Consider the following 24120-nt stretch of genomic DNA (forward strand, 5'->3'; position numbering starts at 1 on the left):
ATAATCTTTAGTTATGCTTTTTCACGATAAGTCGCCAAGCAAACGCCGCATCCTGTCGGTGTAAAAAACGAGGGCAATAAAAAGTCAGGAAAAATAACGGGATAGATAACCATAAATAAAGGGCGGTTTATTTACCGCCCTTGCTGATGGTTATTAAATATAGAGATTGGATATAATCAAACGCGTCGTCGCTTCAGCCGGCAACCGGCGTATGCTGCTGCAGCCACTGACGCACGCTGCTGGCCAGCTCGCCAATGGCGTCATCACGCATGCCGTGGTTTTTCAATTCGCGGTCGAGCGCAAACAGATACTGGGCGTTGGTGCCCAGCGGGCCGCTGGCGCTGGCAATCAGCGGCGTGACCACCTGATGACAGGTGTCCGCTTCAAACAGCGGATGTTGCGCGTCCATCACAAACGCCAGCGCGGTGATCTTCCGGCCGCCGTCCAGCGCCAGTTCACACCAGGTCGGCAGATAACAGCCGGTCACCATTTCACGTTTCCACAGCAGCGCCAGCTCGTCATCCAGATGCGCTTCCGGCAGGCGGAAAGCCAGGCCGCTTGTCTCCCCGCCGGCTTTCAACGCCAGCATGCGCCCGGGCTGATGCTGGGTGCCGCGCCCGGCGGTCAGGCGCAGACAGAACGCCCGGTGCCAGCCCTGCAGGGTAGCGGGCTGCACCTCTTCCGCTTCAAAAATCGGGTTCCACATCAGCGAGCCGTAGCCAAAGACCCAGACCGGGCCGCTGTCCGGCCGCTGCGCCAGCGTGTGCGCCAGCGATTCTGCCCGCTGTTCCGGCGTCAGCAACAGCGTCTCTTCAATCGTACCAAATGCCGTTTTGCAATCTGCCTGTTGCAGAAAATCTCGCGTTAACACCGATCAACCTCCCGGGTAGCAGCACCAGCGCTCCCCTTCGCCACTGATTTAAACATATCGCTATCTGTACGGAATTTTATTAGTTCACTATTTGTCCGCCAGATAATGACACTATTCTTTTCCGCAGCGGCAATCAAGTCTGCGGCGCTTTTTAGCCGGCAAAAGTATTTGTACACAGCAGCAATAATATTTCCCCCCTTGCCAGCCAGACAGATAAACCGCATATATCGGCTCAACGCCACCGGGCAAAATATCCCGCAACGTTATTCGGGAAGTAAACCACGGCCTTGGCAAACGGTGCGCCATTAATTGGCAACGATTCTCATTATCAATGGTCGTGGTATACTGCCGCCACAACGACAACAGGAGAACGCCGTGACTACCGAAGCACCCCGCACCCGCGCCCCCTATTTAATCAGCGTTGCCCGCGTTCATGACGTAACGCCGCACCTGCGTCGCATCACCTTTTATGCCGACGATTTACAGTATTACCCGGCCAACGCCGCCGCGGCGCATATCAAAGTCTTTCTGCCGCGCGCCGGGCAAAGCCAGCCCGATCTGCCGCGCCTGACCGAAAATGGCCCGGTCTGGGCGGCGGACGCCGTACGCCCGCTGGTGCGCACCTACTCCGTACGCGCCATTCGCCCGGAGCAGGGTGAAATCGATATTGAATTCGCCATGCACGACCATAACGGCCCGGCGGTCAGCTTCGCCCGTAACGCCAAATCCGGCGACATCATCGGCATCAGCAATCCCGGCGGGCCGAAACCGATGCTGCCGGAGGCTGACTTTTACTGTCTGGCGGGCGATCCCTCATCGCTGCCGGCCATCGCCGCCCTGCTGGAAAATCTGCCGGCGCGCAGCGAAGGACACGCCTTTATCCGCGTCGACAGCAGCGCCGATGCCCTCGACCTGCGCAAACCGGCCGGTTTTGAGCTGAGCTGGATTATCGGCGGCACCGATAAAACCGCAGCGCTGATTACCCAGTTCTGCGCGCAGCCACTGCCCGCCGGCCACACGCATTTCTGGCTGGCCGGCGAGGATCAACTGGTGGTCACCCTGCGTCGCTACCTTCGCCGCGAGCGTCAATGTGAGCGTAATCAGCTTTATGCAGTACCTTACTGGCGTGAGGGGCTAAATGAAGAGGGTTATCATGAGACGCGCCATGAAATCATGGACAATATTGATTCCTGATACGTTCAACCTGCGTGTATTGACGAGGAAATTCTTCGTTAACTGATTTTTTTAGCGGGTTAATGATAAAAAATCGCTTAGCTGCGTAAAAGTAAGTAAAAAAAACCGCATCCCCTGCGGTTTTTTTGTTACCCTATGTCACATAAAGCAAGTTTTTTCTTGCTCATAACACCACAACATCACTATTCCCACGGTGCAATCCAGTCAGCATATCCTATGATTAAGTATCTTCCGTGATACGCGAAATCGTCGGTTATACAGATGATTAGCACACAGCCGGGAACCTGCAGTTCGAGAAAGGAGACGTACCATCCATGAAGTCGCAACACGATCCTGGCCGATCTAAATCCCGCCATACCGAGTATTCCCTGATTTTTCCGATCGCTGCGCTGGTTGTCTTGAACCTGTGGAGCGACACCAGCAACTTCCCGCTGATCGTCGGCATTAATATTCTCGCTCTGTTCGGTATTCTGAGCAGCGCCTTCAGCGTCGTGCGCCATGCCGACGTGTTGGCCCACCGCCTGGGCGAACCCTACGGCTCGCTGATCCTCAGCCTGTCGGTGGTGATCCTGGAGGTCAGCCTGATCTCCGCGCTGATGGCGACCGGCGATGCCGCGCCGGCCCTGATGCGCGACACCCTATATTCCATCATCATGATCGTCACCGCCGGTCTGGTGGGCTTTGCCCTGCTGCTGGGCGGACGTAAATTCGCCACCCAGTACGTCAACCTCGGCGGCATCAAACAGTATCTGATGGCGATTTTCCCGCTGGCGGTGATCGTGCTGGTGCTGCCCAGCGCCCTGCCGGGCGGCAATTTCAGCACCGGCCAGTCGCTGCTGGTCGCCATGATCTCCGCCGCCATGTACGGCGTGTTCCTGCTGATCCAGACGAAAACGCACCAAAATCTGTTTGTCTACGAGCATGAAGACGACGATGGCGACCCGCACCACGGAAAACCGTCCTCCCACAGCAGCCTGTGGCACGCCGCCTGGCTGGTGGTGCATCTGGTGGCGGTGATCGCGGTGACCAAATTCAATGCCGGCCCGCTGGAAGGCCTGCTGACCAAAGTGAACGCGCCGGCTCAGTTCACCGGCTTCCTGGTAGCGCTGCTGATCCTGTCGCCGGAAGGCCTGGGCGCCCTGCGCGCCGTGCTGAACAACCAGGTGCAGCGCGCCATGAATCTGTTCTTCGGTTCGGTGCTGGCGACTATTTCCCTGACGGTGCCGGCGGTAACCATTATCGCCACGTTGACCGGCCAGACGCTGATCTTCGGCCTGCAGGCGCCGCATATGGTGGTAATGCTGACGGTGCTGATCCTGTGCCAGATTTCCTTCTCCACCGGCCGCACCAACGTGCTGAACGGCACCGCCCACCTGGCGCTGTTCGCCGCCTATATGCTGACCATCTTCGCCTGATCCCGACGGTAACGGCATGAAAAAAGGGCTGAACGCCACGTTCAGCCCTTTTGTTTTTCCGCCGGCTACAGCGCGCAGAAAATCCCCACGGCGATACCGCCGAACAGCAGCCATTTAATGATGTAATACACCGTTTTATTCCAGGCCTTCAGCCGTTTTCCTACCCGACGGATGGCGTAGATATACTTGAAGGCTTTGTTGACGCCGCCGGTACGGTCGCCCGCTTCATTCGGCGCGGTGGCGGCGCTCATCAGATGGCGTCCCAGCCAGTGGTTCACCCGCTGCGTCCAGCGGTAGCGCATCGGCCGTTCAATATCGCAGAACAGAATCAGGCGGTTCTGCCCGCTTTTGTTTTCCGCGTAGTGCAGATAGGTTTCGTCAAACAGCACGTCCTCACCGTCGCGCCAGCTGTAGCGCTCGCCGTCCACCTCGATAAAGCAGCGGTCGTCGTTCGGCGTAATCAGCCCCAGGTGATAGCGCAGCGAGCCTGCATAAGGGTCGCGGTGACGCGGCAGGCGGCTGCCGTCCGGCAGCTCGGCAAACATCGCAGCTTTGACCGACGGCAACGTGCGCAGCAGCGCGGTGGTCTGCGGACACAGCGTCATCGCCGAAGGATGGCTGTCCTCATACCATTTCAGATAAAAGCGCTTCCAGCCGGTTTTAAAGAAGGAGTTAAAGCCTGCGTCATTATATTTATCGGACGCTTTGATTTGCTGGATCGCCATCAGCTGGCGGCCTTCATCACGGATGGTCTGCCAATTGTCGCGCAGCGCCTGTAACTCCGGGAACAGCTCTTGCGGCAGATACGGCGTGGTAGGCACGCGGGAAAAGAGGTACATAAAGACGTTCAGCGGTGCGGTGAAGGTCGAATGGTCAGCCAGTTGGCGCCAGAAACCGTAACGAACCCGACCACGATAATGCACATAAACCACGCATAAAATAAACAGAATTAAAACGATATATTTCATTGTTTTTCATCAGAATAATATACATAGCCATCCCTGAGCCAGGCCGGCGCAGGACCCGTTCCTTGCCGCGAGACGGCAAGGTGTACAGCCAATCATCATCAACAGTGTAGAAATGATTTTCTATACAATAAACCACAAAAAATTACACAATAACTCAACAAAGTGCAGATTGTTCGCCGGCAATAAAAAAGGCCGCATAGCGGCCTTTTTACTCGGGTTAGCGGGAGGTTAGCTGTAGGCGTGCAGCGTACGCTGACACAGTGCGGAACGTACGCAATCCTGTTTATCAAAGCGAATAATACCGACCATTTCATCTTCCTCGAAACGCTGCAGCGCATCATTCAGGCCCGACTCTACCCCGCGCGGCAGGTCGCACTGGGTAATATCGCCGTTGACGATCACCGTCACGTTTTCCCCCAGACGGGTAAGGAACATTTTCATCTGGCTGGTGGTAACATTCTGCGCTTCATCCAGAATCACCACCGCGTTTTCAAATGTCCGCCCGCGCATATAGGCGAAAGGTGCAATTTCAACCTTGCCGATTTCCGGCCGCAGACAATATTGCAGGAAAGACGATCCCAGCCGACGCTGCAGAATGTCGTACACCGGGCGGAAATAAGGGGCAAACTTCTCGGAAATATCCCCCGGCAAAAAGCCAAGATCCTCATCCGCCTGCAACACCGGACGGGTGACAATAATGCGATCCACTTCTTTATGAATCAGCGCTTCCGCCGCTTTCGCCGCACTGATAAAGGTTTTGCCGCACCCGGCTTCGCCGGTGGCAAAGATCAACTGTTTATTTTCTATGGCTAACAAGTAATGACCCTGAGCCTCGGTTCGCGCCTCGATGGGTGAGCTATCGCGCTTATCCCGCGCCATGCCGATAGACTCAACGCCACCCATTTGCACCAGCGAAGTCACGCTTTCTTCTTCCAACTGGCGATGACTGCGAGCGTCACGACGAATTACGCGTTTCGCTTCACGACGTGCTTTGATCACTGCTTTCTGTCTTCCCATAGTGGCACCTTACAGTTTGTTTCACCTACCGCAGCGTTATTCACGCGCGATGAATGTTTCACACACGTATTAGGTTTTGGCCTCCTTCAAGCCAATATATATCTCGGCCCTGCGGGCGACGGCCCGAAAAGAGCGGGGACAAGCCAATGGATAAAGTAAACCTGCGGCCGCGTTATTATGCCGAGATTCACCGGACGAAGAGACGAAATAAACGGAATGAGCAAGTATGGCGTTGCGCGTGACAGGGTAGAAAGTAGCGAGAAAAAGAGAGTCGGAGAGAGAACCCTCGTTACAACGAGAAATCAGGGAGGTGATGTTATTTTTTCTTTGTAGCCCCAACCAGGACTTTACCATTAGCGATCCCCGCAGTGTTATTTACAGCCTCGGGCTGTGCACCGTGTGAAAACTACCGCCAGATGATTACAGTATAATGACAATACGCCAGTCTGCGTTGCTTAAATGTAAAAAAATTTATTTTTCCAGCATCGGCCCATAGTTCCGCTTATTTTTTGAGCGACGGTATTAATATAGCATGCCGACCGTCCGGCATGCTATCGGCTATTATTCGAACGAATAGGAAACGCTTACGCCGCCGCCCCAATTGCGTCCCGGCGCCGGTTCATAGAAGCGCCCGTTGCCTTCATTAACGATCACCGAGCCCACGTAGTCACGGTCAAACAGGTTATCGACCCGGCCAAAAACGTTGACCAGCCAGTTGCCCAGCGGATAACGGTAACCGCTGTTCAGACCAACGGTAGTATAAGACGGCGCCTGGGCACTGTTGGCGTCATTCACCTGGATATCGCTCATATAACGCACTTCAGCGCCGGCATACCAGCCCTGTTCCGGCGCCCACGCCAGCGAGGCGTAACCCATATTGCGGGCGATGCCCGGAATACGGTTGCCGCGGCCGATAAACTTATCCGCCGAGCAGGCGGCATCGCCGCAAATATCGTCGCGATAGCGCGCGTCCAGCAGCGTCCACGCCATGTTTAACCGCCACGCCTCGCCAAATTGCTGGTCCAGCGCCAACTCCAGGCCACGGCGGCGTGTCTGGCCGGCGTTTTTGTAGCTGCTGCGTCCGTTGCTGCTGTTGGCGGTGACGATCTCATTACGGGTATCGGTCTGGAACAGCGCCGCGGTCAGCAGCCCGTTGCCGATGCGGGTTTTGCTGCCCACTTCCAGCGTATCGCTGACGGCCGGCTGCAGATCGAAGTTCATGCCGGCTGTGCCATCCGGCCGGTAAGAGAGCTCATTGATGGTCGGCGTTTCAAAACCGCGTCCGGCGGCAGCATAAATATTCCAGCCGTCCGCCAGCGCATAGCGCAGTGCGCCGGCGGGCAACCACTGGTGATAGCGGGCGTTGCCGCTGTCATCGCCGTTGCCGGGGGTAATAAAGTGGTCATTGGAGTCAAAGTTGACGGTGCTGAATCGCACGCCGGCGTCCAGCGTCAGGCGCGGCGTCAGTTGCCAGGAGCTTTGCAGATACGGGTCGAGGTTCCACATCAGGTTACGCTCGTCACGGCGCAGATTGCCCTTCACACCCAGCTGCTGCACGCCGTTCACCTCGGCAAAGTTTTCATAGCCCTTGCGCTTTTCCGTCATGGTTTCGTAGTTCAGGCCGCCGGTCAGGGTATAGGGCACGGCGGCGATGGCGCCGCGGTGCGTCCAGCGCGTATCAATGCCCTGATAGTGGCGCGCCAGCACAATCACCCCGCCGGGCTGCTGGGCACTGCGCTGCTGGACAAATACCGGTATCGACTGGTACTGGGTAGTTTCCCGTTCACCGGCATACATCATCACGCTCAGATCATCGCTGTCGCCGAACTGTCGCTGATAGTGCAGGCCGCCCTGGGTCTGCGACACGGTTTTTCGCGTATTGAACTGCTCGGCGCGCGGCGCCTGGCGCGGATTATCCTGCCACTCTTCCCGCGTCAGGCCGCCGGGATCGTCGGCGTTGATATCGACGCTGTTAAACAGCAGCGTCAGGGTGCTGGCATCATCCAGACGCACGCCCAGTTTGGCGTTGCCCAGGTTTTTACGCGCGCCGCTGTGCTCGCGGAAGCCTTCGGTGGTAAAACGCGTCGCGGATACGGCATAGTTGACGTCGCCGGCCTGACTGCCGTCGCCGGTGGCGCCGCTGGCCTTAAGGCCGTAACGCCAGGATCCATAGCTGCCGGCGTACATGCCCGCCTCAACGCGGTTCGGCTGGCGGCCGGTCTGCGTTTCAACGTTGAGCACCCCGCCGGAGGCGTTGCCATACAGCGCGGAGAACGGCCCGCGCAGCACTTCCACTTTATCGGCCGACGCCAAATCGATATTTGAGGTTTGCCCCTGTCCGTCCGGCATGGTGGCGGGAATTCCGTCAACATAAATCCGCACGCCGCGCACGCCGTAGGTTGAGCGCGCGCCAAAACCGCGTACCGACAGCTGCAGATCCTGCGCGTAATTCTGGCGGTTTTGCACCTGCAGTCCGGGCACGACGCCAAGGCTCTCCGACAGGTTGATTTGCGGTTTGGCGTCGCGCAACTGCTCGCCGTTAACCACGCTGACCGCCGCCGGCGTACTCAGTTCAGACAGGCCGCTGCGCTTGGCCGTAACCACCACGGTCGCCTCGTCATCGGCCCCTGACGCCGCGCCGGCGATCGCCGGCCATAAAACAGGCAGCAGCGCCACCGCAGCGGCGCAGGTATTCCCGGAAATAGGTTTCATATGTGAATGCCGTAAAAATAGAGAAGGACGCTGTAACAATCAGATGCAAACGGCAATATATACGAATATTGCCGCAGGCAGTGTACAAATCGTTATGACGCCTCCGTTTTCTCCCCGGCGCCTCAGCACTGATAGCCCGTACCAACGTCAAAATTCAGCACAACGCCCTGCCGTGCGTCATAAGCCAGTTGCAGCTGCTGCGGCTTGCGATGCTCCTCCAGGCGCTGCAGCAACTGGCGTGAGACCGTCGGCAAAATCTGCTGATTCAACACGCTGTCGATATGGCGCACGCCGCCCTCCGCCTGCAGGCCGGCCGACACCAGCGCATCACTCAGGCTGTCATCGACAACGCAGCGCAGATCGTAACGCTGCCGCAGCCGCTGCATAATCTGCTGTAGCCTGCTGGCGACAATCCGCCGCAATGCCTCGACGTCCAGCGGACGGTAGATAAGCACTTGCGCCTGAGCCAGCAGCGCCGGCTGAAAGCGCGCGCGCAGAATCGGCTGCAGCGCGGTGCTCAGCTCGGCGTCCGTCGCATCGGGCTGCGTTGCCAGTTGCTGATGCAGCTGCTCGCGCCCCAGCTCGCTGCTCATCAGGAACACCGTATGGTGAAAATCAATCAGCCGCCCTTGGCCGTCACGCAGAGAACCGCGCTCAAACAGCTGACAAAGCAACTTCAACACCTCGCCATGGGCCTTTTCCACCTCTTCCAGCAGCACGACGCTGTAAGGACGCAGCCGCACCGCTTCGGTTAACGTCCCCTCCTCCTCCGCCTGCTCGCCATGCCCCCCGATCAGATGCTTTACCGCGCACGCTTCCTGATACTCCGCCATATTGAGGGTCAACAGTGAGGCATCGTCCGCGAACAGATTCTCGGCCAGCGCCCGCGCGCTCGCCATTTTGCCCACGCCAGCCGGCCCCAGCAGTAAAAATACCCCCAGCGGCCCATTATCCAGCCGCAGCTGCGTTAAGGCGGTATACAGTCGCTGCGCCAGCGCGCTCATTGCCGACTCCTGTCCGATCACCTGCTCGGTCAGGCGCTGTTCAAGCTGCAGCAAACAGCTGCGCTCATCCTTTAACAGGCTGCTTAGCTCAATGCCGCACCAGTCGGCGATGACCGTCGCCACCATGCGGGCGTCCACATCCAGCGACAGCAGAGGAACGGACGCCTGCAGCGCCGCCAACTGCTGCTGCAACACCATGCATTCATCGCTGCGCTCCGCCTGCCGGGCCGTCAGCAGTTGCCGCGCCAGCAACTGCTCCTGCCGCAGCTGCTGCTCCAGACTTGCCTGCTGCTGCAGCAGCCACTGGCAACGGTCGCAGATATCCGCCAGCCGCGCCGGATCGACCTCGTCACTCTGCGCCTCGTCCTGTTCAATCGCCTGTTGCTCCATCGCCAGCGCCGCCAGTTCCGCGCGGATCTGCGTCAGTGGCGCAGGTTCGACCTCCAGGCTCATCCGCACCCGGGCGCTGGCGATATCCAACAGATCCACCGCCTTATCGGGCAGTTGACGGCCGCACAGATAGCGACGCGACAGCACCACCGCCGCCTTCAGCGCCGAGTCCTGGATGTAGACGCCGTGGTGTTGGGCGTAACGCTCTTTCAGCGCCCGCAGCATCAGGCAGGCGGTCTCATCATCCGGTTCATCGACGCTGACCTTCTGCAGGCAGTGCCCCAGCGCCGTGTCCCACTCGACATGCTGCTGATACTCTTGCCGGTTGGCGGTAATAATCAGGCGCAGCTCTCCCTGCATCAGCGCCGGCTTCAATATCTTGAGCACCTCTTCACTGCCGGCCGACTCGCCGACGCCCACCGGCGTATGCACCTCGTCAATCAGCAACAGTATCGGCTGCGGCGAACGGCGTATGGCGTCAACCAGCTGCAGCAGCCGCAGCGTGAAAGCAGAAAGATCGCCAGGCCCCGCCTGCAGCAGCGCCACATCCAATCTGCGGATACGCATATTTTTCAGACCGTCCGGCACATTGCCTTCCACAATACGCTGCGCCAGCCCTTCCACCAGCGCACTTTTGCCAACGCCCGGTTCGCCAACCAGGATCGGGTTGTTTTTACGCCGGCGGGAAAGCACATCAACGATCTGACGCAGTTCGGCATCACGGCCCAATACCGGATCGAGCTGTCTGGTTTGCGCTTTCGCAGTAATATCCAGGGTGAATTGATCCAACAGCGCTGAGCACTCACATTCCGTCATATCCGTAATCCTGGCAAAAGGTGACTCCTGGGACGAAAAACCGCAGCTCTGATTACCGTCCGACTGACTATCCGGCCACGACGGTGCACACTTCAGCGGCATATCATCCAGACTCAACAGCGTCCCGGCAGCCGTCCGCATGCTATCGGGGCTCAAGCGTCGCAGCCAATAGGCTAAATGCGTTGTCATAATGCTCTTCCTTGTTTGCTGACGCCGGGCAGACTTCTCCCTACCGGCGCGTTTTGTTAGCGTATAGCGTAAATCCCATTCCATGGGGCACTCTCTGCAGGGTTAAGCGGCGCTTCCCGCGGCTTAACCCAAGACATCGCCGGCCGATCGGTTGCCTGACCCGATTAGCCCTGTGTCTGCGGTCTGAAGTTTTGCGTGGGTAGGAGGCGTGAAGAATAACGGCGGCCCGACGCCTGACCGACACCGTACTCCCGGCCGCACGCGGCGCCCTGGCGAACAGGCTGCCGTCCTGAAATAAAGCGGATACGTCAAGCCAATGGTCTCTGGCAATAAACCGTACAACATGGGCGTATTTCCCCAATCCTGTATCTGATAAACTCGTCAGCCTGCGTGCAGGCTGACTTAATTACGCCAATATGGCGTTCGCCCCAAAAAAATTATTTATCTTCGCTCGCTGGCGGCACCGATAAAAACTTTCATAAATATTATGAATACCGGAAATCCTTTCAGTCCGCCGCGAAGAAAATAATTAGGACAAATACCTATAGACATAAGTTTAAAAAGCTATGACATATGAAAGGAATTGAAAATATGTAAGAAAATATTTCAACGAGCCAGCTTTGACCGTTAACACCAGCATTCTGATTATTAAGATTTTCCCCAGACGATATCAGGCAGGGCGCGTGATTACAGGCGTAAAGAGATCGCGTCAGGGTGGTGAGAATCATTAACGAATGCAGGAATAAAACGTTAAATAAGAAAAGTCCTGTTTTTCCCGACAACAATCGCCATGCGTTTTTATTGTTAACAGAAAACTAAAAAAAACGTTATGTATTTAGCCGTGAAATATATAGATCCGATGGATCTGTTTTTTTTATAATTATGCCTGATACGCATCGCCGATAATGCGTTAATAATTTATCGGCACAATAAAAAACAGCAAATTTACCAGTCCACTCATCCCCAGCCAGGGGCCAAACGCCAGCGGCTGTTGCGCGCTATGCTTATTCCAGCCGTATCGCAACAGTTTATACGCCAGGCCGCCGCCTGCCGCCAGCAGCAGCAGGTTCGGCAGGCTTTGCCAGCCGCACCAGGCGCCCAATGCCGCCGTCAGTTTAAAATCGCCGTAGCCCAGCGCCTCTTTACCGCTGCCCAGTCTGAACAGCCAAAACAGCAGCCACAGCGCCATATAGCCGGCAGCGGCGCCGATAACCGCCTGCTCCAACGGTACAAACCAGCCGTTCAGATTGCACAACAGGCCCAGCCACAGCAGAGGCAGCGTCAACACATCCGGCAACAGCATTGTATTGAAATCAATAATCGACAGCGTTAATACCAGCGTGCAAAACAGCAGCAGCGCCAACAGCGGCCATCCCGGCGGCTGCCACAGTCCCACCAACATAAACAGCAGCGCATGCGCCAGCGCAGCCGGCGAGCAGCCACTTCCGGGCATACGTTTGCCCACACGCCGCCATAACGCCACCTCCTCATCCGCCGCAGGTAAATTCAACTGCCGCAGCGCAGCTTGCCGCCAGCGGTGTTCCAGTAACGGCGGCAGCTGCCGCGCCACCCGGCTCATCACGCTGCCGACGGCCCAGCCCGACAGCATCAGTAACCCCAGCCAGCATTCCGGGTAAGCAGCGGCCAGGCGAGTGAAAGTATCCATCCATCATCTCCCGTCAATCGTCCCTTCCCGTCATGCTGCCGTATTTTCTCCGCCGTAGGTACGGAGAGAACTCAGTTCAGATGCGCCTTTTACAGCAAATATCCGAGCGCCGCGTTGTCCCATCGCTCTCACCAGCCGCACGATCGTGATTAATAAGGTAAACTGGTAGTTCAGCACGGCGCTGCGAGCACGGCATCTGCAGCGCATTTTTAACCGACAGCGGCGGGGGTTTATGCTCCGCCGGGTCAATCGTCACCACGGCAAGGAAGTCTGTATGGATTCGTCGTATCACCCTGCCCGCATGCCTTCCGGCGCGGCAGAACATGTGTGCCGCACGCTCGGCGCACTGCAACGCTCATCGCCGGATGGCGACAGGCTGTCCGCTAGCGCCTATCAACGTATTCTGCTGTACTGCGGCGTGCGCCCCGATCTCCCCGGCTGGCGTCATTTTCTGCTGGGTGCGCTCACGCTGCTCGGCCTGCTGGCGCTGGTCTGCGGGATAATTTTCTTTATCGCCTGGAACTGGGCGGCCATGCCCAAGATGGCGAAATTCGCCCTGGTGGAAGGTTGGATTCTGGCACTGGCGATCGTCGTCTGCTGGCGCTGGCGACAGACGCTGGCGCGTATGGCGCTGCTGGCTGTCGGGCTGAGTTTCGGCGGGTTGCTGGCGCTGTACGGACAAACTTATCAGACCGGCGCCGACAGCTGGGAACTGTTCCGCGCCTGGGCGCTGGTGCTGCTGCCGCTGGCGCTGCTGGGGCGTCAGAACGGCCTGTGGATCTGCACCTGGGCGGTCGCCAATCTCGCCTTTCAGTTCTACTACGCCAACCAGGCGTTACTGCTGATTGGCGACAACGCCTGGCAACGCTTCCCCTGGTCAGCAGACGGCTTGCTGTACGCCTACCTCGCCGCTCAGTTGCTGTGCCTGATACTGCGCGAGGCCCTGGCCGGCGCCGCGCGCCGCCGGCAGCCGACATCGTGGTTGGCCAAGCGCTGGCCGTCGCGCCTGATGGCCGGCTACCTGCTGCTGACACTCACCTTCTGGGTGGCCGGCACGGTGCTGGACTGGAGCAGCGCGGACAACCGTCTGATAATCGTACCCTGGGCGCTGTTGCTCCTGATAGGTTACGTCTTTTACCGCCACCGCCGGCCGGACCTGTGCATGCTGACCCTCGGCATGGCCAGCCTGATGGTGGTGGGCGGCGTAGTGATTCTGCAGCTGCTGTACTTCTCTTGGGAGACCGAAGCTCTGCTGCTTATCGCCTGGGGGGTCGGCCACCCGATGTTGATCTGCGGCCTGATGGCGCTGTGGCTGACGCTGTGCGGAGCGTGCCTGCTGCGCTGGCGGCGTGAGATGTACCCGCAACAGGCGCCGGATATCGCACCGGATGAGGTCGGCGCGCTGCTGCAGGCACTGCAACAGCGCCAGTTGCTGAACGCCCGGCAGGCAGCGGCCGTGGCAAATTTCGACCATTCCGAACGGCTGCCCTGGTATCTGCGCTTCGCGCTGACGCTGGGCGGCTGGCTGGCGGCGATGATTATCCTGATGCTGCTCGTTCTGGTGCTGTATGCGGTTGGCCTGCTTGGATCGCTCAACGGCGCTTCACTGGCGCTCTACTCGGCATTGCTGGCCGTGCCGGCCGCTCTGTGGCTGCGCAAACCGACGATCGGTCAGCAGCAGATTGGTATGGCCTGGGCCATCGCCGCCACCTACGGCTTTTATCTGGCGATTATGTTGATCGGCGACGACTATGCGCAACCCAGCATCATGCTGAAAATGCTGTGTTTCCTGCCGGTACTGGCGGTCATGGCGTGGGCGATGCCAAACGCGCTGTATCGCCTGATGGCGGTCTGCCTCGGGGTCTTTCTGCTGGTACAGTCGCTGGGCTATTTTAGCAGCCGCTATCTGCCGTCGGCGCTGGCTATCGGCCTGACGGCGCTGCTGGTCGCACTGCTGCTGGCCGGCTGGCTGCAACAGGTTATCCGCAACGCATCGCGGCCGGCGACGGGCGACGGCGCATGGCGCTACGGCATTCCCGCCGGGCTGATGGCGCTGTGTCTGGCCGCTATCCACCACAACCTGCTGAGCGATATTTTCGGCCCGTCCTCCGGCAGCACCATGCTGGCTACCATGCTCGGCATCGGCATCGCCGTGGGGTTGATCGGCAGCGCGCTGGCCTATACGCAGCGCACCGCCGCCGACGCGGTGCCGGTCTACCTGCCTGCGGCGCTGTTCTGCGGCGTTATCGCCCTGTTCTCTCCCGGCCTGGGTCTGGGGCTGCTGCTGTTGCTGACCGCGCGTTATCTGGGCAGCCGGTTGCTGCTGGCGACGGCGGGCGGCTATCTGCTGCTGTACCTGAGCGACTGGTACTACTTCCTCGGCATCTCGCTGTTGCACAAAGCGCTGCTGCTGATGGTCAGCGGCGTCGTGCTGTTGCTGCTGGCAATGTGGGTCAAACAATGGCAGGCGCAGGGAGGTAACCATGCAGACTAAATCCGTCATCAAATGGCTGACCGCCGCCGTAGTGCTGGCGGCGCTGCTGCTGGTCAATCTGTCGATTTACCAAAAAGAACGGCTGCTCAAACAGGGCCGCGTGGTCATCCTGCAACTGGCGCCGGTCGACCCGCGCTCGCTGATGCAGGGCGACTATATGGCGTTGGACTATGCGCTGGCCGCGCCGCTACGGGCGCAGGTACGCCAGCTGCAGCAAGCCTGCTGGGTCGGTGGCTGCCAGGCGCCGGCGACCAGTGGCCAACTGGTGGTCGAACTGGATGCGCAACGGCACGCGGTCAACGCGCATTTTTATCGCGGGGAACCGCTGAAGCCACAGCAAATCCTGATGCAGTACCATCTGTCCCCCACCGGGCTGCAGATCGGCACGCCGAGCTACTTTTTCCAGGAAGGGCACGGCGATAGATTCGCTCAGGCGCGTTACGGCGAGTTTCGCGTCGATCGGGACGGCACCGCGCTGCTGACCTATCTGCGTGACGCCGACGGCCGGCGCATTCTGCCATAACCTCTCCCCGCGGCTGACGTCACGTCGGCCGCGGGCTTAACATATAAACGCGCCCCATAAAATACTCCTTAATATCCATCCGCTCCCCGTCAACTCCCCACAAATTGTTAAGTTAATTAACGATTAGTTAACGTATTATCTCAAACGCATATAACTCGATAAATCAGCTCGTTTTAGCACTGGCTGGCATTGATGCCGGCATTTTATTGACCAGGAAAATACCCAATGAACATCCAAATCAATGGACGGATGATACCGCTCGACGATAGCCTCCGCGACACTCCCCTGCTTTACATCCTGCGTAACGATCTGGCGTTGAACGGCCCGAAATACGGCTGCGGCCTGGGCGAATGCGGCGCCTGCACCGTACTGATCGACGGCGTCGCCGCCCGCTCTTGTTCCGTTAACGCCGCCAGCGTGGTCGGCAAATCGGTCACCACGCTGGAAGGCATCGGCAACGCCGAACATCTGCATCCGGTACAGCAGGGCTTTATTGATGAACAGGCGGCCCAGTGTGGCTACTGCACCAACGGCATGATCATGACGCTGGTGGCGCTGTTTGAACGCGAACCGCAGGCCGACGAACAGACCATCAAGCAAGAACTGGCCTTCAACCTTTGCCGCTGCGGCACGCATATTGAAATTCTGCGGGCGGCGGAACGCGCCAAACAGATTCTGGCCGAGCGGGGTAACGCGTGATGAACAGCATGGAAATCACCCGCCGCCGTTTACTGCAGGCCGGCGGACTGGTGATGGTCAGCAGCCTGTTGCCGGTCTCATTCGACGCCCTGTCGGCTACGCCGGCCCCACGCCCGGCCTCACCGCCGCCCGACCGCGTCGACAGTTTTATTGCGCTGTCCGCCGACGGTAAAGTCACCGCCTTTAACGGCCACGTCGATCTCGGCACCGGGGTGAAAACCGCCCTCAGCCAAATCGTCGCCGATGAGCTGGATGTCGATCTGGCCGCCGTCACCATGATTCTCGGCGATACGCGCCGCACGCCGAATCAGGGGCCGACCATCGCCAGCGCCACCATCCAGGTCACCTCGATACCGCTGCGTCAGGCGGCGGCGCAGGTACGCCAACATCTGCTGCAGCTGGCGGCGCGGGCGTTCAACCTGCCGGAAAACCAGCTGGCCGCCGAGCGCGGCTATGTGTTCGAGCGCGCCAACCGCGCGCGCCGTCTGAGCTACGGCGAACTGGCGCGCGGCCAGGATCTGCACCTGCCGCTGGATACCACGGCGCCGCTGAAGGAGCACGCCCAAAGCCGCTATGTCGGCCGGCCCGTAGCGCGCGTGGATATTCCCGCCAAAGTTACCGGCGGACTGAGCTACGTTCACGACGTGCGTGTGCCGGGCATGCTGCACGGCCGGGTGATTCGCCCGCCGTATGCCGGCGCCGACAGCAGCGCGCCGCTCGGCAAGGCGCTGGTGTCCGTCGATGCGGCATCTATCGCCCACCTGCCGGGCATCGTCAAGCTGGTGGTGATTAACGATTTTATCGGCGTGATCGCCGAGCGCGAAGAGCAGGCCATCGCGGCGATGAACCAGCTGCGGGTCACCTGGCGCGACTGGCAGGGGCTGCCCGATCTGGCAGCCGGCCTGCACGATACGCTGACGACGCACCCGAAACAGGACCGTATGCTGCAGGACGACGCCGGAATCGAGCAGATTATCAGCGCGCTGCCCACGCCGGTGAACGCCGATTATCTGTGGCCCTTCCATCTGCACGCCTCCATCGGCCCTTCCTGTGCGGTCGCCGACGTGCGCGACGGCCAGGCGGAGATCTGGTCAGGCAGCCAGAATCCGCACGACCTGCGCAAGGACATCGCCAAACTGCTGGATCTGACCGACGAACAGGTGCATATCCAGCGTCTGGACGCCTCCGGCTGCTATGGCCGCAACGGCGCTGACGACGTAAGCGCCGACGCCGCGCTGCTGTCGCAGGCGGTGGGCAAACCGGTGCGGGTGCAGCTGATGCGCGAACAGGAAAACGGCTGGGAACCAAAAGGCACCGCGCAGCTGATCCGGGTGCGCGGCGGGCTGGATGCCGCACATCAGGTGGCCGCCTATGATTTTAAAACCTGCTATCCCTCCAACAACGCCGTGACGCTGGCGCTGGTGCTCAGCGGCAAGGTCGCCAATCAGGCTGACGTCCAGCAAATGGGCGATCGCACCGCCATCCCGCAGTATCGCTACCCGCATATGCGCGTTGTGGCACAGGATGCCGCACCGATCGTGCGCGCCTCCTGGATGCGCGGCGTGTCGGCATTGCCGAACGTGTTCGCCCATGAGTCCTGGATCGATGAGCTGGCCTATCTGGCGGGCGACGATCCCATCGCCTACCGCCTGCGCTACCTTGACGATCCACGCGCGCTGGCGCTGATCGACGCGCTGAAAAAACAGGCCGACTGGCAGCCCGGCCGCGCGCACCGTCATCCGGCGCCCGCCTCGCAGGAGTGGGTCAGCGGCCGCGGCTTCGCCTACGCCCGCTATTTCCACAGCAAATTCCCCGGCTTCGGCGCCGCCTGGGCCGCCTGGGTGTGCGACGTCATGGTCAGCCGCCGCACCGGACAGGTAAAAGTGAAGAAGGTGTTTGTCGCCCATGACTGCGGCCGCATCGTCAATCCGGCCGGCGTGCGTCATCAGGTGCACGGCAACGTGATCCAGTCCACCAGCCGCGTGCTCAAGGAGTTCGCCACCTTTGACGGCGCCGGCACCACCTCACTGGAATGGGGCGGCTATCCGATTCTGCGCTTTGACGAACTGCCGGAGGTGGATGTGCAACTGCTGGATAACCCCGATCGGCCGCCGATGGGGGCCGGCGAGTCCGCCTCGGTGCCCAGCGCCGCCGCCATTGCCAATGCGCTGTTTGACGCGTTGGGCGTCCGCCTGCGAGAAGTGCCGTTCACCCCCGAACGCATTCTGCAGGCCCTGACCTCCGCTCACTGACGCCCGACGGCAAGGAAACCACCATGAAGAGTAAAAGCAAAAAAGTTCTCGGCTGGGGCGCTGCGGTTGTCGCCATCGCCGCAGTTGGCGCCGGCATCGCCAGCTGGCAGCCGTCCATCGCCCCGCTGAAGGAGACGGATCACCAGACGTTCAGCGCCGAACAGATCGCCCGCGGCAAAAAGCTCGCGGCGCTCGGCGACTGCGCCGTCTGCCATACCCGCCCCGGCGGTGAACGCAATACCGGTGGCCTGGCGATGACGATCCCGTTCGGCACCATCTACTCCACCAATATCACGCCGGATCGCGAAACCGGCATCGGCAGCTGGAGCTATCCGGCCTTTGAGCGCGCCATGCGCCACGGCGTCGATCGCGACGGCCACTATCTGTACCCGGCGTTCCCGTACACCTCCTTCACCCGCACCAGCGATGAGGATCTGCAGGCGCTGTACGCCTGGCTGATGTCGCAGCCGCCGGTGCGCTACCAGCCGCCGGAAACCAGGCTGAACTTCCCGTTCAATATCCGTCAGGGGATCGCCGCCTGGAACTGGCTGGTTCTGCAGCCCGGCGCCATGCAGCCCGATCCGGCGCACGACCAGGCCTGGAACCGCGGCGCCTACCTGACCGAAGGGCTGGGCCACTGCAGCGCCTGCCACTCGCCGCGCAATATTCTGTTTGCCGAACAGGGCGGCAAGGCGCATCTGTCCGGCGGCGTCGCCGAAGGCTGGAACGCGCCGGCGCTGACCGCGCACTCCAACGCGCCGATTAGCTGGAATTACGCCGATCTGCTGGGCTTTATGCGCAGCGGCTATTCCGCCAATCACGGCGTGGCCGCCGGCCCGATGGGCCCGGTGGTGAATGAGGGATTGTCGCAGCTGCCGGAAGAGGATCTGCAGGCGATGGCCGTCTATCTGGCCTCGTTCAATCAGCCGCAGCCGGGCGACGACGCGGCCACGGTGCAGCAGCTGCTGCACCGTGAGGCGCAGGCAAAAACGCTGGCCTCGGAGGGCGCACGCCTGTATTCCGGCGCCTGTATGGCCTGCCATGCGCAGTCGGAAGGCGCGCCGTTGGCCGGGGTGCGTCCGGCGCTGGCGCTCAATACCAACCTGAACGACGCCAGCCCCGACAACGCCATCCGCGTGGTGCTGAACGGCATTGCCGCCCCCGCCACGCCGGCGCTCGGCACCATGCCGGCGTTCGCCGGCCACCTCAGCGACCGGCAAATCGCCGTGTTGCTGAACTACCTGCGCACCGAGCAGGCGGGCAAAGCCGCCTGGCCGGATCTGCAACAGCGGGTGACCGCGCTGCGCAACGCGCAGTAATCCGCCGCTCCCGGCCCACAGCGGGCCGGGACGTTACTCTCCCTGCGCCAGATCCGTCACCACCTGACGGTAGGCAGCAATCGCCAACGCCACGTCCGGCGTCGTCACCGCTTCCGCCGGGTGATGGCTGATCCCTCCCTTGCAACGCACAAACAGCATACCGACCGGCCAGCGTTCCGCCATAGCGATGGCGTCATGCCCCGCGCCGCTCGGCAGCGACAGTGAACGCCCCTGCACCTGCCGCACCGCCTGCTCCAGCGCCGTCTGCAGCCGCGCGTCGCACGGGGTGGCGCCGATGTGATAATACGCCTGGGCGTCAAAACGCAGCCGACGCCGCCCGGCAATCGCCTCGGCCTCGGCCAGCAGCGTCTGCAGCAGCGCCGCCAGCGGCGCATCCTGCGGGCCGCGAATGTCCAGCGACAGCCTGACCTCGCCGGGGATCACGTTCACCGCGCCGGGCGCGCACTGTACATCGCCGACCGTGGCCACCAGGTTGCCGCCCTGCAGGCCGGCAGTGCGCTCGACAAACACCATCCACTCGGCGGCGGCGGCCAGCGCGTCTTTACGCTGCTGCATCGGCACCGTGCCCGCATGGCCGGCCTCGCCGGTAAAGCAGCAGTTGAGACGGCGCGCGCCGTTGATCGCCTGCACCACCCCCAGCGCCAGCCCCGCCTGCTCCAGGCAGGGGCCTTGTTCGATATGCAGTTCCAGATAGGCGACGATTTCACCGGCGGCGCGCGCCGCCTGATGAATCTGCGCCGGATCCAGCCCGGCGTCGCGCATCGCCTGCGCCACGCTGACGCCCTGTGCGTCGGTCTGCGCCAGCCAATCGTCCGGCCAGCTGCCGGTCAGGCCGCGACTGCCGAGCAGCGTAATGCCAAAGCGCGTGCCCTCTTCGTCGCCAAAGCCGACAATCTCCAGCGCCAGCGGCAGACGACGCCCCTGCAGCTGCAGCGCCTGCACCACCTCGATCGCCGTCAGCACCCCCAGCATGCCGTCATAGCGCCCGGCATTGCGCACCGTGTCCAGATGCGATCCGAGCAGCAGCGCCGGCGCACCGGGCTGTTCGCCCTCGTAACGCCCGCAGATATTGCCCACGGCGTCCTGCCAGACCTGCATCCCCGCCTCCGCCATCCAGCGTCCCACCAGCCGGTTGGCCTGCAGATGCTGCGGCGAAAGGTAGACGCGCGTCAGGCCGTCCGGCGTTTCGCTGAGCGCCGCCAGCCGGTCGGCGCGCGTCATCACGCGCTCGGCGGCCTGCATGTCCGTCGTCTGCGCAGTCAGCGTTTCGCTCATGCCGCATCCCCGCTGCCGTAGTGATCCCACGCCGCCTGCAGCGCCGCGCCCTGCGTAGTGGCGAACTTCAGGTGATTGAGCACCGACTCCAGCGCGCTCAGGGTGGTCATCACGCAGTCTTTACGCGCGTTATAGCCCATGGTGCCGATGCGCCACACCTTGCCGTGCAGCGGGCCGAAGGAGGTGCCGATCTCAATGCCGAAGTCATTGAGCAGCAGCTGACGCACCCGATCGCCGTCGATCCCCGCCGGGATCACCACCCCCAGCACGTTATTCATCTTGTGGCGCAGATCGCCGAAGGTTTCCAGCCCCATCGCCTGGACGCCTTTCAGCAGCGCATCGCCGTGCAGCTTATGGCGGGCGATGCCGTTATCCAGCCCCTCTTCCAGAATCAGACGCGCGCACTCGCGGGCGGCAAACAGCGCCGAGGTGGCCTCGGTATGGTGGTTGAGCCGCTCCGGCCCCCAGTAGTCCATCACCATGCCCAGATCAAAGTAGTTGGAGTAGATCATCTCCTCCTCGCCGTCCTGGTGCGCCGCGGTGCGGATCCCCGCCTCCACGCACCTGCGGCGGCGGATCTCCGCCTCCATGCGCGGGCTGAGAGTAATCGGCGAAGTGCCGGACGGGCCGCCCAAGCACTTCTGCATGCCGGCCGACACCGCATCCAGCCCCCAGGCGTCGCTCTCCAGCGCATTGCCCGCCAGCGACGCGGTGGCGTCGGTATAAAACAGCACGTCGTAACGGCGGCAGATAGCGCCCAGCTCCGCCAGCGGCTGCAGCATGGTGGTGGAGGTATCCCCCTGCACCGTCAGCAGCAGGCGCGGACGCACGCGCTTGATGGCGTCCTCAATCTGATCCGGCGTAAACACCTCGCCCCACGGCACCTCGATGGTGTGCACCTCGGCGCGACAGCGGCGGGCGATTTCACACAGCAAATGACCAAAACGGCCAAACACCGGCACCAGCACCTTATCGCCGGGGCGGATGGCCGACACCAGCAGCGCTTCAATCCCAGCGCGCGAGGTGCCGTCCACCAGCATCGTCCAGCGGTTTTCGGTGCGGAACACGCCGCGATACAGCGCCATCACCTCATTCATATAGTGGGTCATCGCCGGATCGTACTGACCGATCAACTGGCTCGCCATGGCGCGCAGTACGCGCGGATCGGCATTGATTGGCCCCGGCCCCATCAGCAGGCGCGGCGGCGGATTGATTTGCGAATATTGAGCGATAGCCATCGTGTTTTCCTTTCGTTAGTTAAGACCGCGCACGGAGGAGATAAACTGTTTGAGCTCAGGGGTCTGCGGATTGGCGAACAGCGTGTTGCCGTCGCCCTGCTCCCAGACGCGCCCCTGATGCATAAACACCACGCGGTCGCCCACTTCGCGGGCAAAATTCATTTCATGGGTCACCAGAATCAGCGTCATGCCCTCGGCCGCCAGCTGCTCCAGCACTTTCAGCACCTCACCGACCAGCTCCGGGTCCAGCGCCGAGGTAATTTCATCGCACAGCAGCACCTTCGGCGACATCGCCAGCGCGCGGGCGATCGCCACCCGCTGTTGCTGGCCGCCGGACAGGCTGGCGGGGGAGAAATCCAGCCGGTCGCCCAGCCCGACCTTCTCCAGCATGCGGGCAGCCAGTTCGCGGCACTCCGCCGCGCTTTTCTTCAGCACCCGGCGCGGCGCCAGCATCACGTTTTCCAGCGCCGTCATATGCGGGAACAGGTTGAAGCTCTGGAACACCATGCCGACCGAGCGGCTGATTTCCCGCGCCTGCGCGTCGCGGTCGGTAATGGTCATACCGCCCAGTTTGATGCTGCCCTCCTGGTAGCCTTCCAGCCCGTTAATACAGCGCAGCAGCGTGCTTTTGCCGGAGCCGCTGCGGCCGATAATCGACACCACTTCCCCCATCGCAATATCCAGATCGACGCCCTTGAGCACGTGGTTGTCACCGTAATACTTCTGCACCTGATTAATGGTGATGAGCGGCATTGAATTTATTCTCCAGATAGCGGCTGTAGCGGGACAGCGGATAGCACAAAACAAAGTAGCCCAGCGCCACCAGCGCGAAGACCTTGAACGGCTGGTAGGTGACGTTGGTCAGCATGGTGCCGGCCTTGGTCAGCTCGACAAATCCGATGATCGACGCCAGCGCCGTGCCCTTCACCACCTGCACGGCGAAGCCCACCGTCGGCGCGATGGCGATGCGCAGCGCCTGCGGCGCCACCACCCGCCACAGCGTCTGGCCGAACGACAGGCCGAGGCAGCGCGCGGCTTCCCACTGCCCCTTCGGCAGGGCGCGAATGCTGCCGTACCAGATATCCAGCAAAAATGCGCTGGTGTAAAACGTCAGCGCCAGCGCCGCCGCCGTCCACGGCGAGACGTCCACGCCGAACAGCGCAACGCCGAAGAATGCCAGAAACAGCTGCATCAGCAGCGGCGTACCCTGAAACAGGGCGCTGTAGCCGCGGATCAGCAATCCGAGCCGGCGGCCGCCGTTCAGGCGCAGCAGCAACAGCGGCAGCGTCACCAGCCCGCCGCCGATAAACGCCGTCAGCGACAGCAGCACCGTCCAGCGGCCGGCCAGCAGCAGGTTGCGCACGATATCCCAGTCGGTAAAAGAGGCCATCATGCCGCCACCCCCAGCCATTTACGCCCCGCCGCCATCATCAGCTGACGCATGGCGACGGACAGCAACAAATAGAGGCCGGTGGTCACCAGATACACCTCGAAGCTGAGGAAGGTGCGCGACTGGATCAGGCTGGCGGCGAAGGTCAGTTCCTCATAGGAGACCTGCGACACCACCGACGACCCCAGCATCACGATAATGCACTGGCTGACCAGCGCCGGATAAATACGCTGCAGCGCGGGCGGCAGCACCACCCGCAAGAACGTCTGGCCGCGGCTCAGCCCCAGCACGCGTCCGGCCTCCCACTGTCCTTTCGCCGTCACCTGAATGCCGGCGCGGACAATCTCCGTGCTGTAGGCCCCCAGATTGACCACCATCGCCAGCAGCGCCGCCTCGCCCGCCGTCATTTTCAGCCCCAGGTTGGGCAGGCCGAAGACGATAAAGAACAGCTGCACCACAAACGGCGTATTGCGGATCAGCTCAACATAGGCGCCCCACAGGCGGCTCAGCCAGCCGGCGCGCCCGCTGCGAATGGCCGCGCCGACGATGCCGAGCGCCAGCCCGCCGCAGGTCGCCAGCAGCGTCAGCTGTACGGTAACCCACAGCCCCGCCAGCAGCTCCGGCCAGTACGGCCAGAGTGCGGAAAAATCCAATTGTTGCGTCATGA

The 24120-nt window shown here is 61.2% G+C and carries 18 protein-coding genes; 7 read left to right on the plus strand and 11 right to left on the minus strand.

The window, feature by feature from the left end; all coding sequences use genetic code 11:
- Positions 1-193: 193 nt before the first annotated feature.
- Entirely contained in the window at positions 194-871 is a 678-nt protein-coding gene (locus HF675_RS14890; RefSeq protein ID WP_105230611.1) for a gamma-glutamylcyclotransferase, read from the minus strand.
- 375 nt (positions 872-1246) lie between these two features.
- Between HF675_RS14890 and HF675_RS14895 the strand changes: the two genes are divergently transcribed.
- Both HF675_RS14895 and chaA read left to right on the plus strand, forming a co-directional pair.
- Positions 1247-2065, plus strand: a complete 819-nt coding sequence (locus HF675_RS14895; protein ID WP_187043310.1) for a siderophore-interacting protein — start codon at positions 1247-1249, stop codon at positions 2063-2065.
- A gap of 314 nt (positions 2066-2379) precedes the next feature.
- Positions 2380-3480: a sodium-potassium/proton antiporter ChaA gene (gene chaA, locus HF675_RS14900; RefSeq protein WP_105230608.1), complete on the plus strand. Its 1101-nt coding sequence runs from the start codon at positions 2380-2382 to the stop codon at positions 3478-3480.
- A 65-nt stretch (positions 3481-3545) separates the two neighbouring features.
- Here the strand turns inward: chaA and lpxO are convergent, their stop codons facing one another.
- From lpxO to HF675_RS14925, 5 genes are all read right to left on the minus strand, one after another.
- Positions 3546-4448, minus strand: a complete 903-nt coding sequence (gene lpxO / locus HF675_RS14905) for a lipid A hydroxylase LpxO (protein WP_105230607.1) — start codon at positions 4446-4448, stop codon at positions 3546-3548.
- 228 nt (positions 4449-4676) lie between these two features.
- The gene (gene phoH / locus HF675_RS14910; RefSeq protein ID WP_105230606.1) at positions 4677-5465 is read right to left on the minus strand and encodes a phosphate starvation-inducible protein PhoH; all 789 of its coding nucleotides are present in this window, start codon (positions 5463-5465) and stop codon (positions 4677-4679) included.
- Between the two features lie 561 nt (positions 5466-6026).
- The gene (gene pqqU, locus HF675_RS14915; protein ID WP_187043311.1) at positions 6027-8177 is read right to left on the minus strand and encodes a TonB-dependent receptor PqqU; all 2151 of its coding nucleotides are present in this window, start codon (positions 8175-8177) and stop codon (positions 6027-6029) included.
- 122 nt (positions 8178-8299) lie between these two features.
- On the minus strand, positions 8300-10387 hold the full coding sequence (locus HF675_RS14920; protein ID WP_255427287.1) for an AAA family ATPase: 2088 nt from the start codon (positions 10385-10387) through the stop codon (positions 8300-8302).
- Positions 10388-11486: 1099 nt separating this feature from the next.
- Entirely contained in the window at positions 11487-12242 is a 756-nt protein-coding gene (locus HF675_RS14925) for an A24 family peptidase (protein ID WP_187043313.1), read from the minus strand.
- A gap of 274 nt (positions 12243-12516) precedes the next feature.
- Here HF675_RS14925 and HF675_RS14930 point away from each other — a divergent pair, with 274 nt between their 5' ends.
- The 5 genes from HF675_RS14930 (at position 12517) to HF675_RS14950 (ending at position 19529) form a co-directional block, all read left to right on the plus strand.
- Positions 12517-14736 (plus strand): DUF2157 domain-containing protein, encoded by a 2220-nt coding sequence (locus HF675_RS14930; RefSeq protein WP_187043314.1) that lies wholly within the window; start codon positions 12517-12519, stop codon positions 14734-14736.
- A complete protein-coding gene (locus HF675_RS14935) occupies positions 14726-15259 on the plus strand; it encodes a GDYXXLXY domain-containing protein (protein ID WP_105230601.1) in 534 nt (177 codons plus the stop codon). The genes HF675_RS14930 and HF675_RS14935 overlap by 11 nt, the downstream gene beginning before the upstream one ends.
- 225 nt (positions 15260-15484) lie before the next feature.
- Complete coding sequence (locus tag HF675_RS14940) at positions 15485-15958, plus strand: (2Fe-2S)-binding protein (protein WP_105230600.1); 474 nt, start codon at positions 15485-15487, stop codon at positions 15956-15958.
- Positions 15958-18210 carry a molybdopterin cofactor-binding domain-containing protein gene (locus tag HF675_RS14945; RefSeq protein WP_105230599.1) on the plus strand — a complete coding sequence of 751 codons (2253 nt, stop codon included), beginning with the start codon at positions 15958-15960 and terminating at the stop codon, positions 18208-18210. Before HF675_RS14940 ends, HF675_RS14945 begins: the two co-directional genes overlap by 1 nt.
- A 23-nt stretch (positions 18211-18233) precedes the next feature.
- Entirely contained in the window at positions 18234-19529 is a 1296-nt protein-coding gene (locus HF675_RS14950; protein ID WP_187043315.1) for a cytochrome c, read from the plus strand.
- Between the two features lie 33 nt (positions 19530-19562).
- On the opposite strand, the gene hpxK is transcribed toward HF675_RS14950, so the two are convergent.
- From hpxK to HF675_RS14975, 5 genes are read right to left on the minus strand one after another with little or no spacing between them, the layout of a single operon-like run.
- Positions 19563-20825 (minus strand): allantoate amidohydrolase, encoded by a 1263-nt coding sequence (gene hpxK, locus HF675_RS14955; protein ID WP_105230597.1) that lies wholly within the window; start codon positions 20823-20825, stop codon positions 19563-19565.
- Complete coding sequence (locus tag HF675_RS14960; protein WP_105230596.1) at positions 20822-22063, minus strand: alanine--glyoxylate aminotransferase family protein; 1242 nt, start codon at positions 22061-22063, stop codon at positions 20822-20824. The genes hpxK and HF675_RS14960 overlap by 4 nt, the downstream gene beginning before the upstream one ends.
- Positions 22064-22078: 15 nt before the next feature.
- A complete protein-coding gene (locus HF675_RS14965) occupies positions 22079-22816 on the minus strand; it encodes an amino acid ABC transporter ATP-binding protein (protein ID WP_105230595.1) in 738 nt (245 codons plus the stop codon).
- A complete protein-coding gene (locus HF675_RS14970; RefSeq protein WP_187044744.1) occupies positions 22797-23453 on the minus strand; it encodes an amino acid ABC transporter permease in 657 nt (218 codons plus the stop codon). Before HF675_RS14970 ends, HF675_RS14965 begins: the two co-directional genes overlap by 20 nt.
- The gene (locus HF675_RS14975) at positions 23453-24118 is read right to left on the minus strand and encodes an amino acid ABC transporter permease (RefSeq protein WP_105230593.1); all 666 of its coding nucleotides are present in this window, start codon (positions 24116-24118) and stop codon (positions 23453-23455) included. Before HF675_RS14975 ends, HF675_RS14970 begins: the two co-directional genes overlap by 1 nt.
- Positions 24119-24120 lie beyond the last annotated feature (2 nt).

The sequence above is a fragment of the Serratia sp. JUb9 genome, from assembly GCF_014298095.1.
Taxonomy (GTDB): domain Bacteria; phylum Pseudomonadota; class Gammaproteobacteria; order Enterobacterales; family Enterobacteriaceae; genus Serratia_B; species Serratia_B rhizosphaerae.

Coding starts and splice junctions, on each gene's coding strand:
- chaA (WP_105230608.1), top strand. CDS start 2,380: ATGAAGTCGCAACACGATCCTGGCCGATCTAAATCCCGCCATACCGAG.
- lpxO (WP_105230607.1), bottom strand. CDS start 4,448: ATGAAATATATCGTTTTAATTCTGTTTATTTTATGCGTGGTTTATGTG.
- phoH (WP_105230606.1), bottom strand. CDS start 5,465: ATGGGAAGACAGAAAGCAGTGATCAAAGCACGTCGTGAAGCGAAACGC.
- pqqU (WP_187043311.1), bottom strand. CDS start 8,177: ATGAAACCTATTTCCGGGAATACCTGCGCCGCTGCGGTGGCGCTGCTG.
- HF675_RS14920 (WP_255427287.1), bottom strand. CDS start 10,387: ATGACGGAATGTGAGTGCTCAGCGCTGTTGGATCAATTCACCCTGGAT.
- HF675_RS14925 (WP_187043313.1), bottom strand. CDS start 12,242: ATGGATACTTTCACTCGCCTGGCCGCTGCTTACCCGGAATGCTGGCTG.
- HF675_RS14930 (WP_187043314.1), top strand. CDS start 12,517: ATGGATTCGTCGTATCACCCTGCCCGCATGCCTTCCGGCGCGGCAGAA.
- HF675_RS14935 (WP_105230601.1), top strand. CDS start 14,726: ATGCAGACTAAATCCGTCATCAAATGGCTGACCGCCGCCGTAGTGCTG.
- HF675_RS14940 (WP_105230600.1), top strand. CDS start 15,485: ATGAACATCCAAATCAATGGACGGATGATACCGCTCGACGATAGCCTC.
- HF675_RS14945 (WP_105230599.1), top strand. CDS start 15,958: ATGAACAGCATGGAAATCACCCGCCGCCGTTTACTGCAGGCCGGCGGA.
- HF675_RS14950 (WP_187043315.1), top strand. CDS start 18,234: ATGAAGAGTAAAAGCAAAAAAGTTCTCGGCTGGGGCGCTGCGGTTGTC.
- hpxK (WP_105230597.1), bottom strand. CDS start 20,825: ATGAGCGAAACGCTGACTGCGCAGACGACGGACATGCAGGCCGCCGAG.
- HF675_RS14960 (WP_105230596.1), bottom strand. CDS start 22,063: ATGGCTATCGCTCAATATTCGCAAATCAATCCGCCGCCGCGCCTGCTG.
- HF675_RS14965 (WP_105230595.1), bottom strand. CDS start 22,816: ATGCCGCTCATCACCATTAATCAGGTGCAGAAGTATTACGGTGACAAC.
- HF675_RS14970 (WP_187044744.1), bottom strand. CDS start 23,453: ATGGCCTCTTTTACCGACTGGGATATCGTGCGCAACCTGCTGCTGGCC.
- HF675_RS14975 (WP_105230593.1), bottom strand. CDS start 24,118: ATGACGCAACAATTGGATTTTTCCGCACTCTGGCCGTACTGGCCGGAG.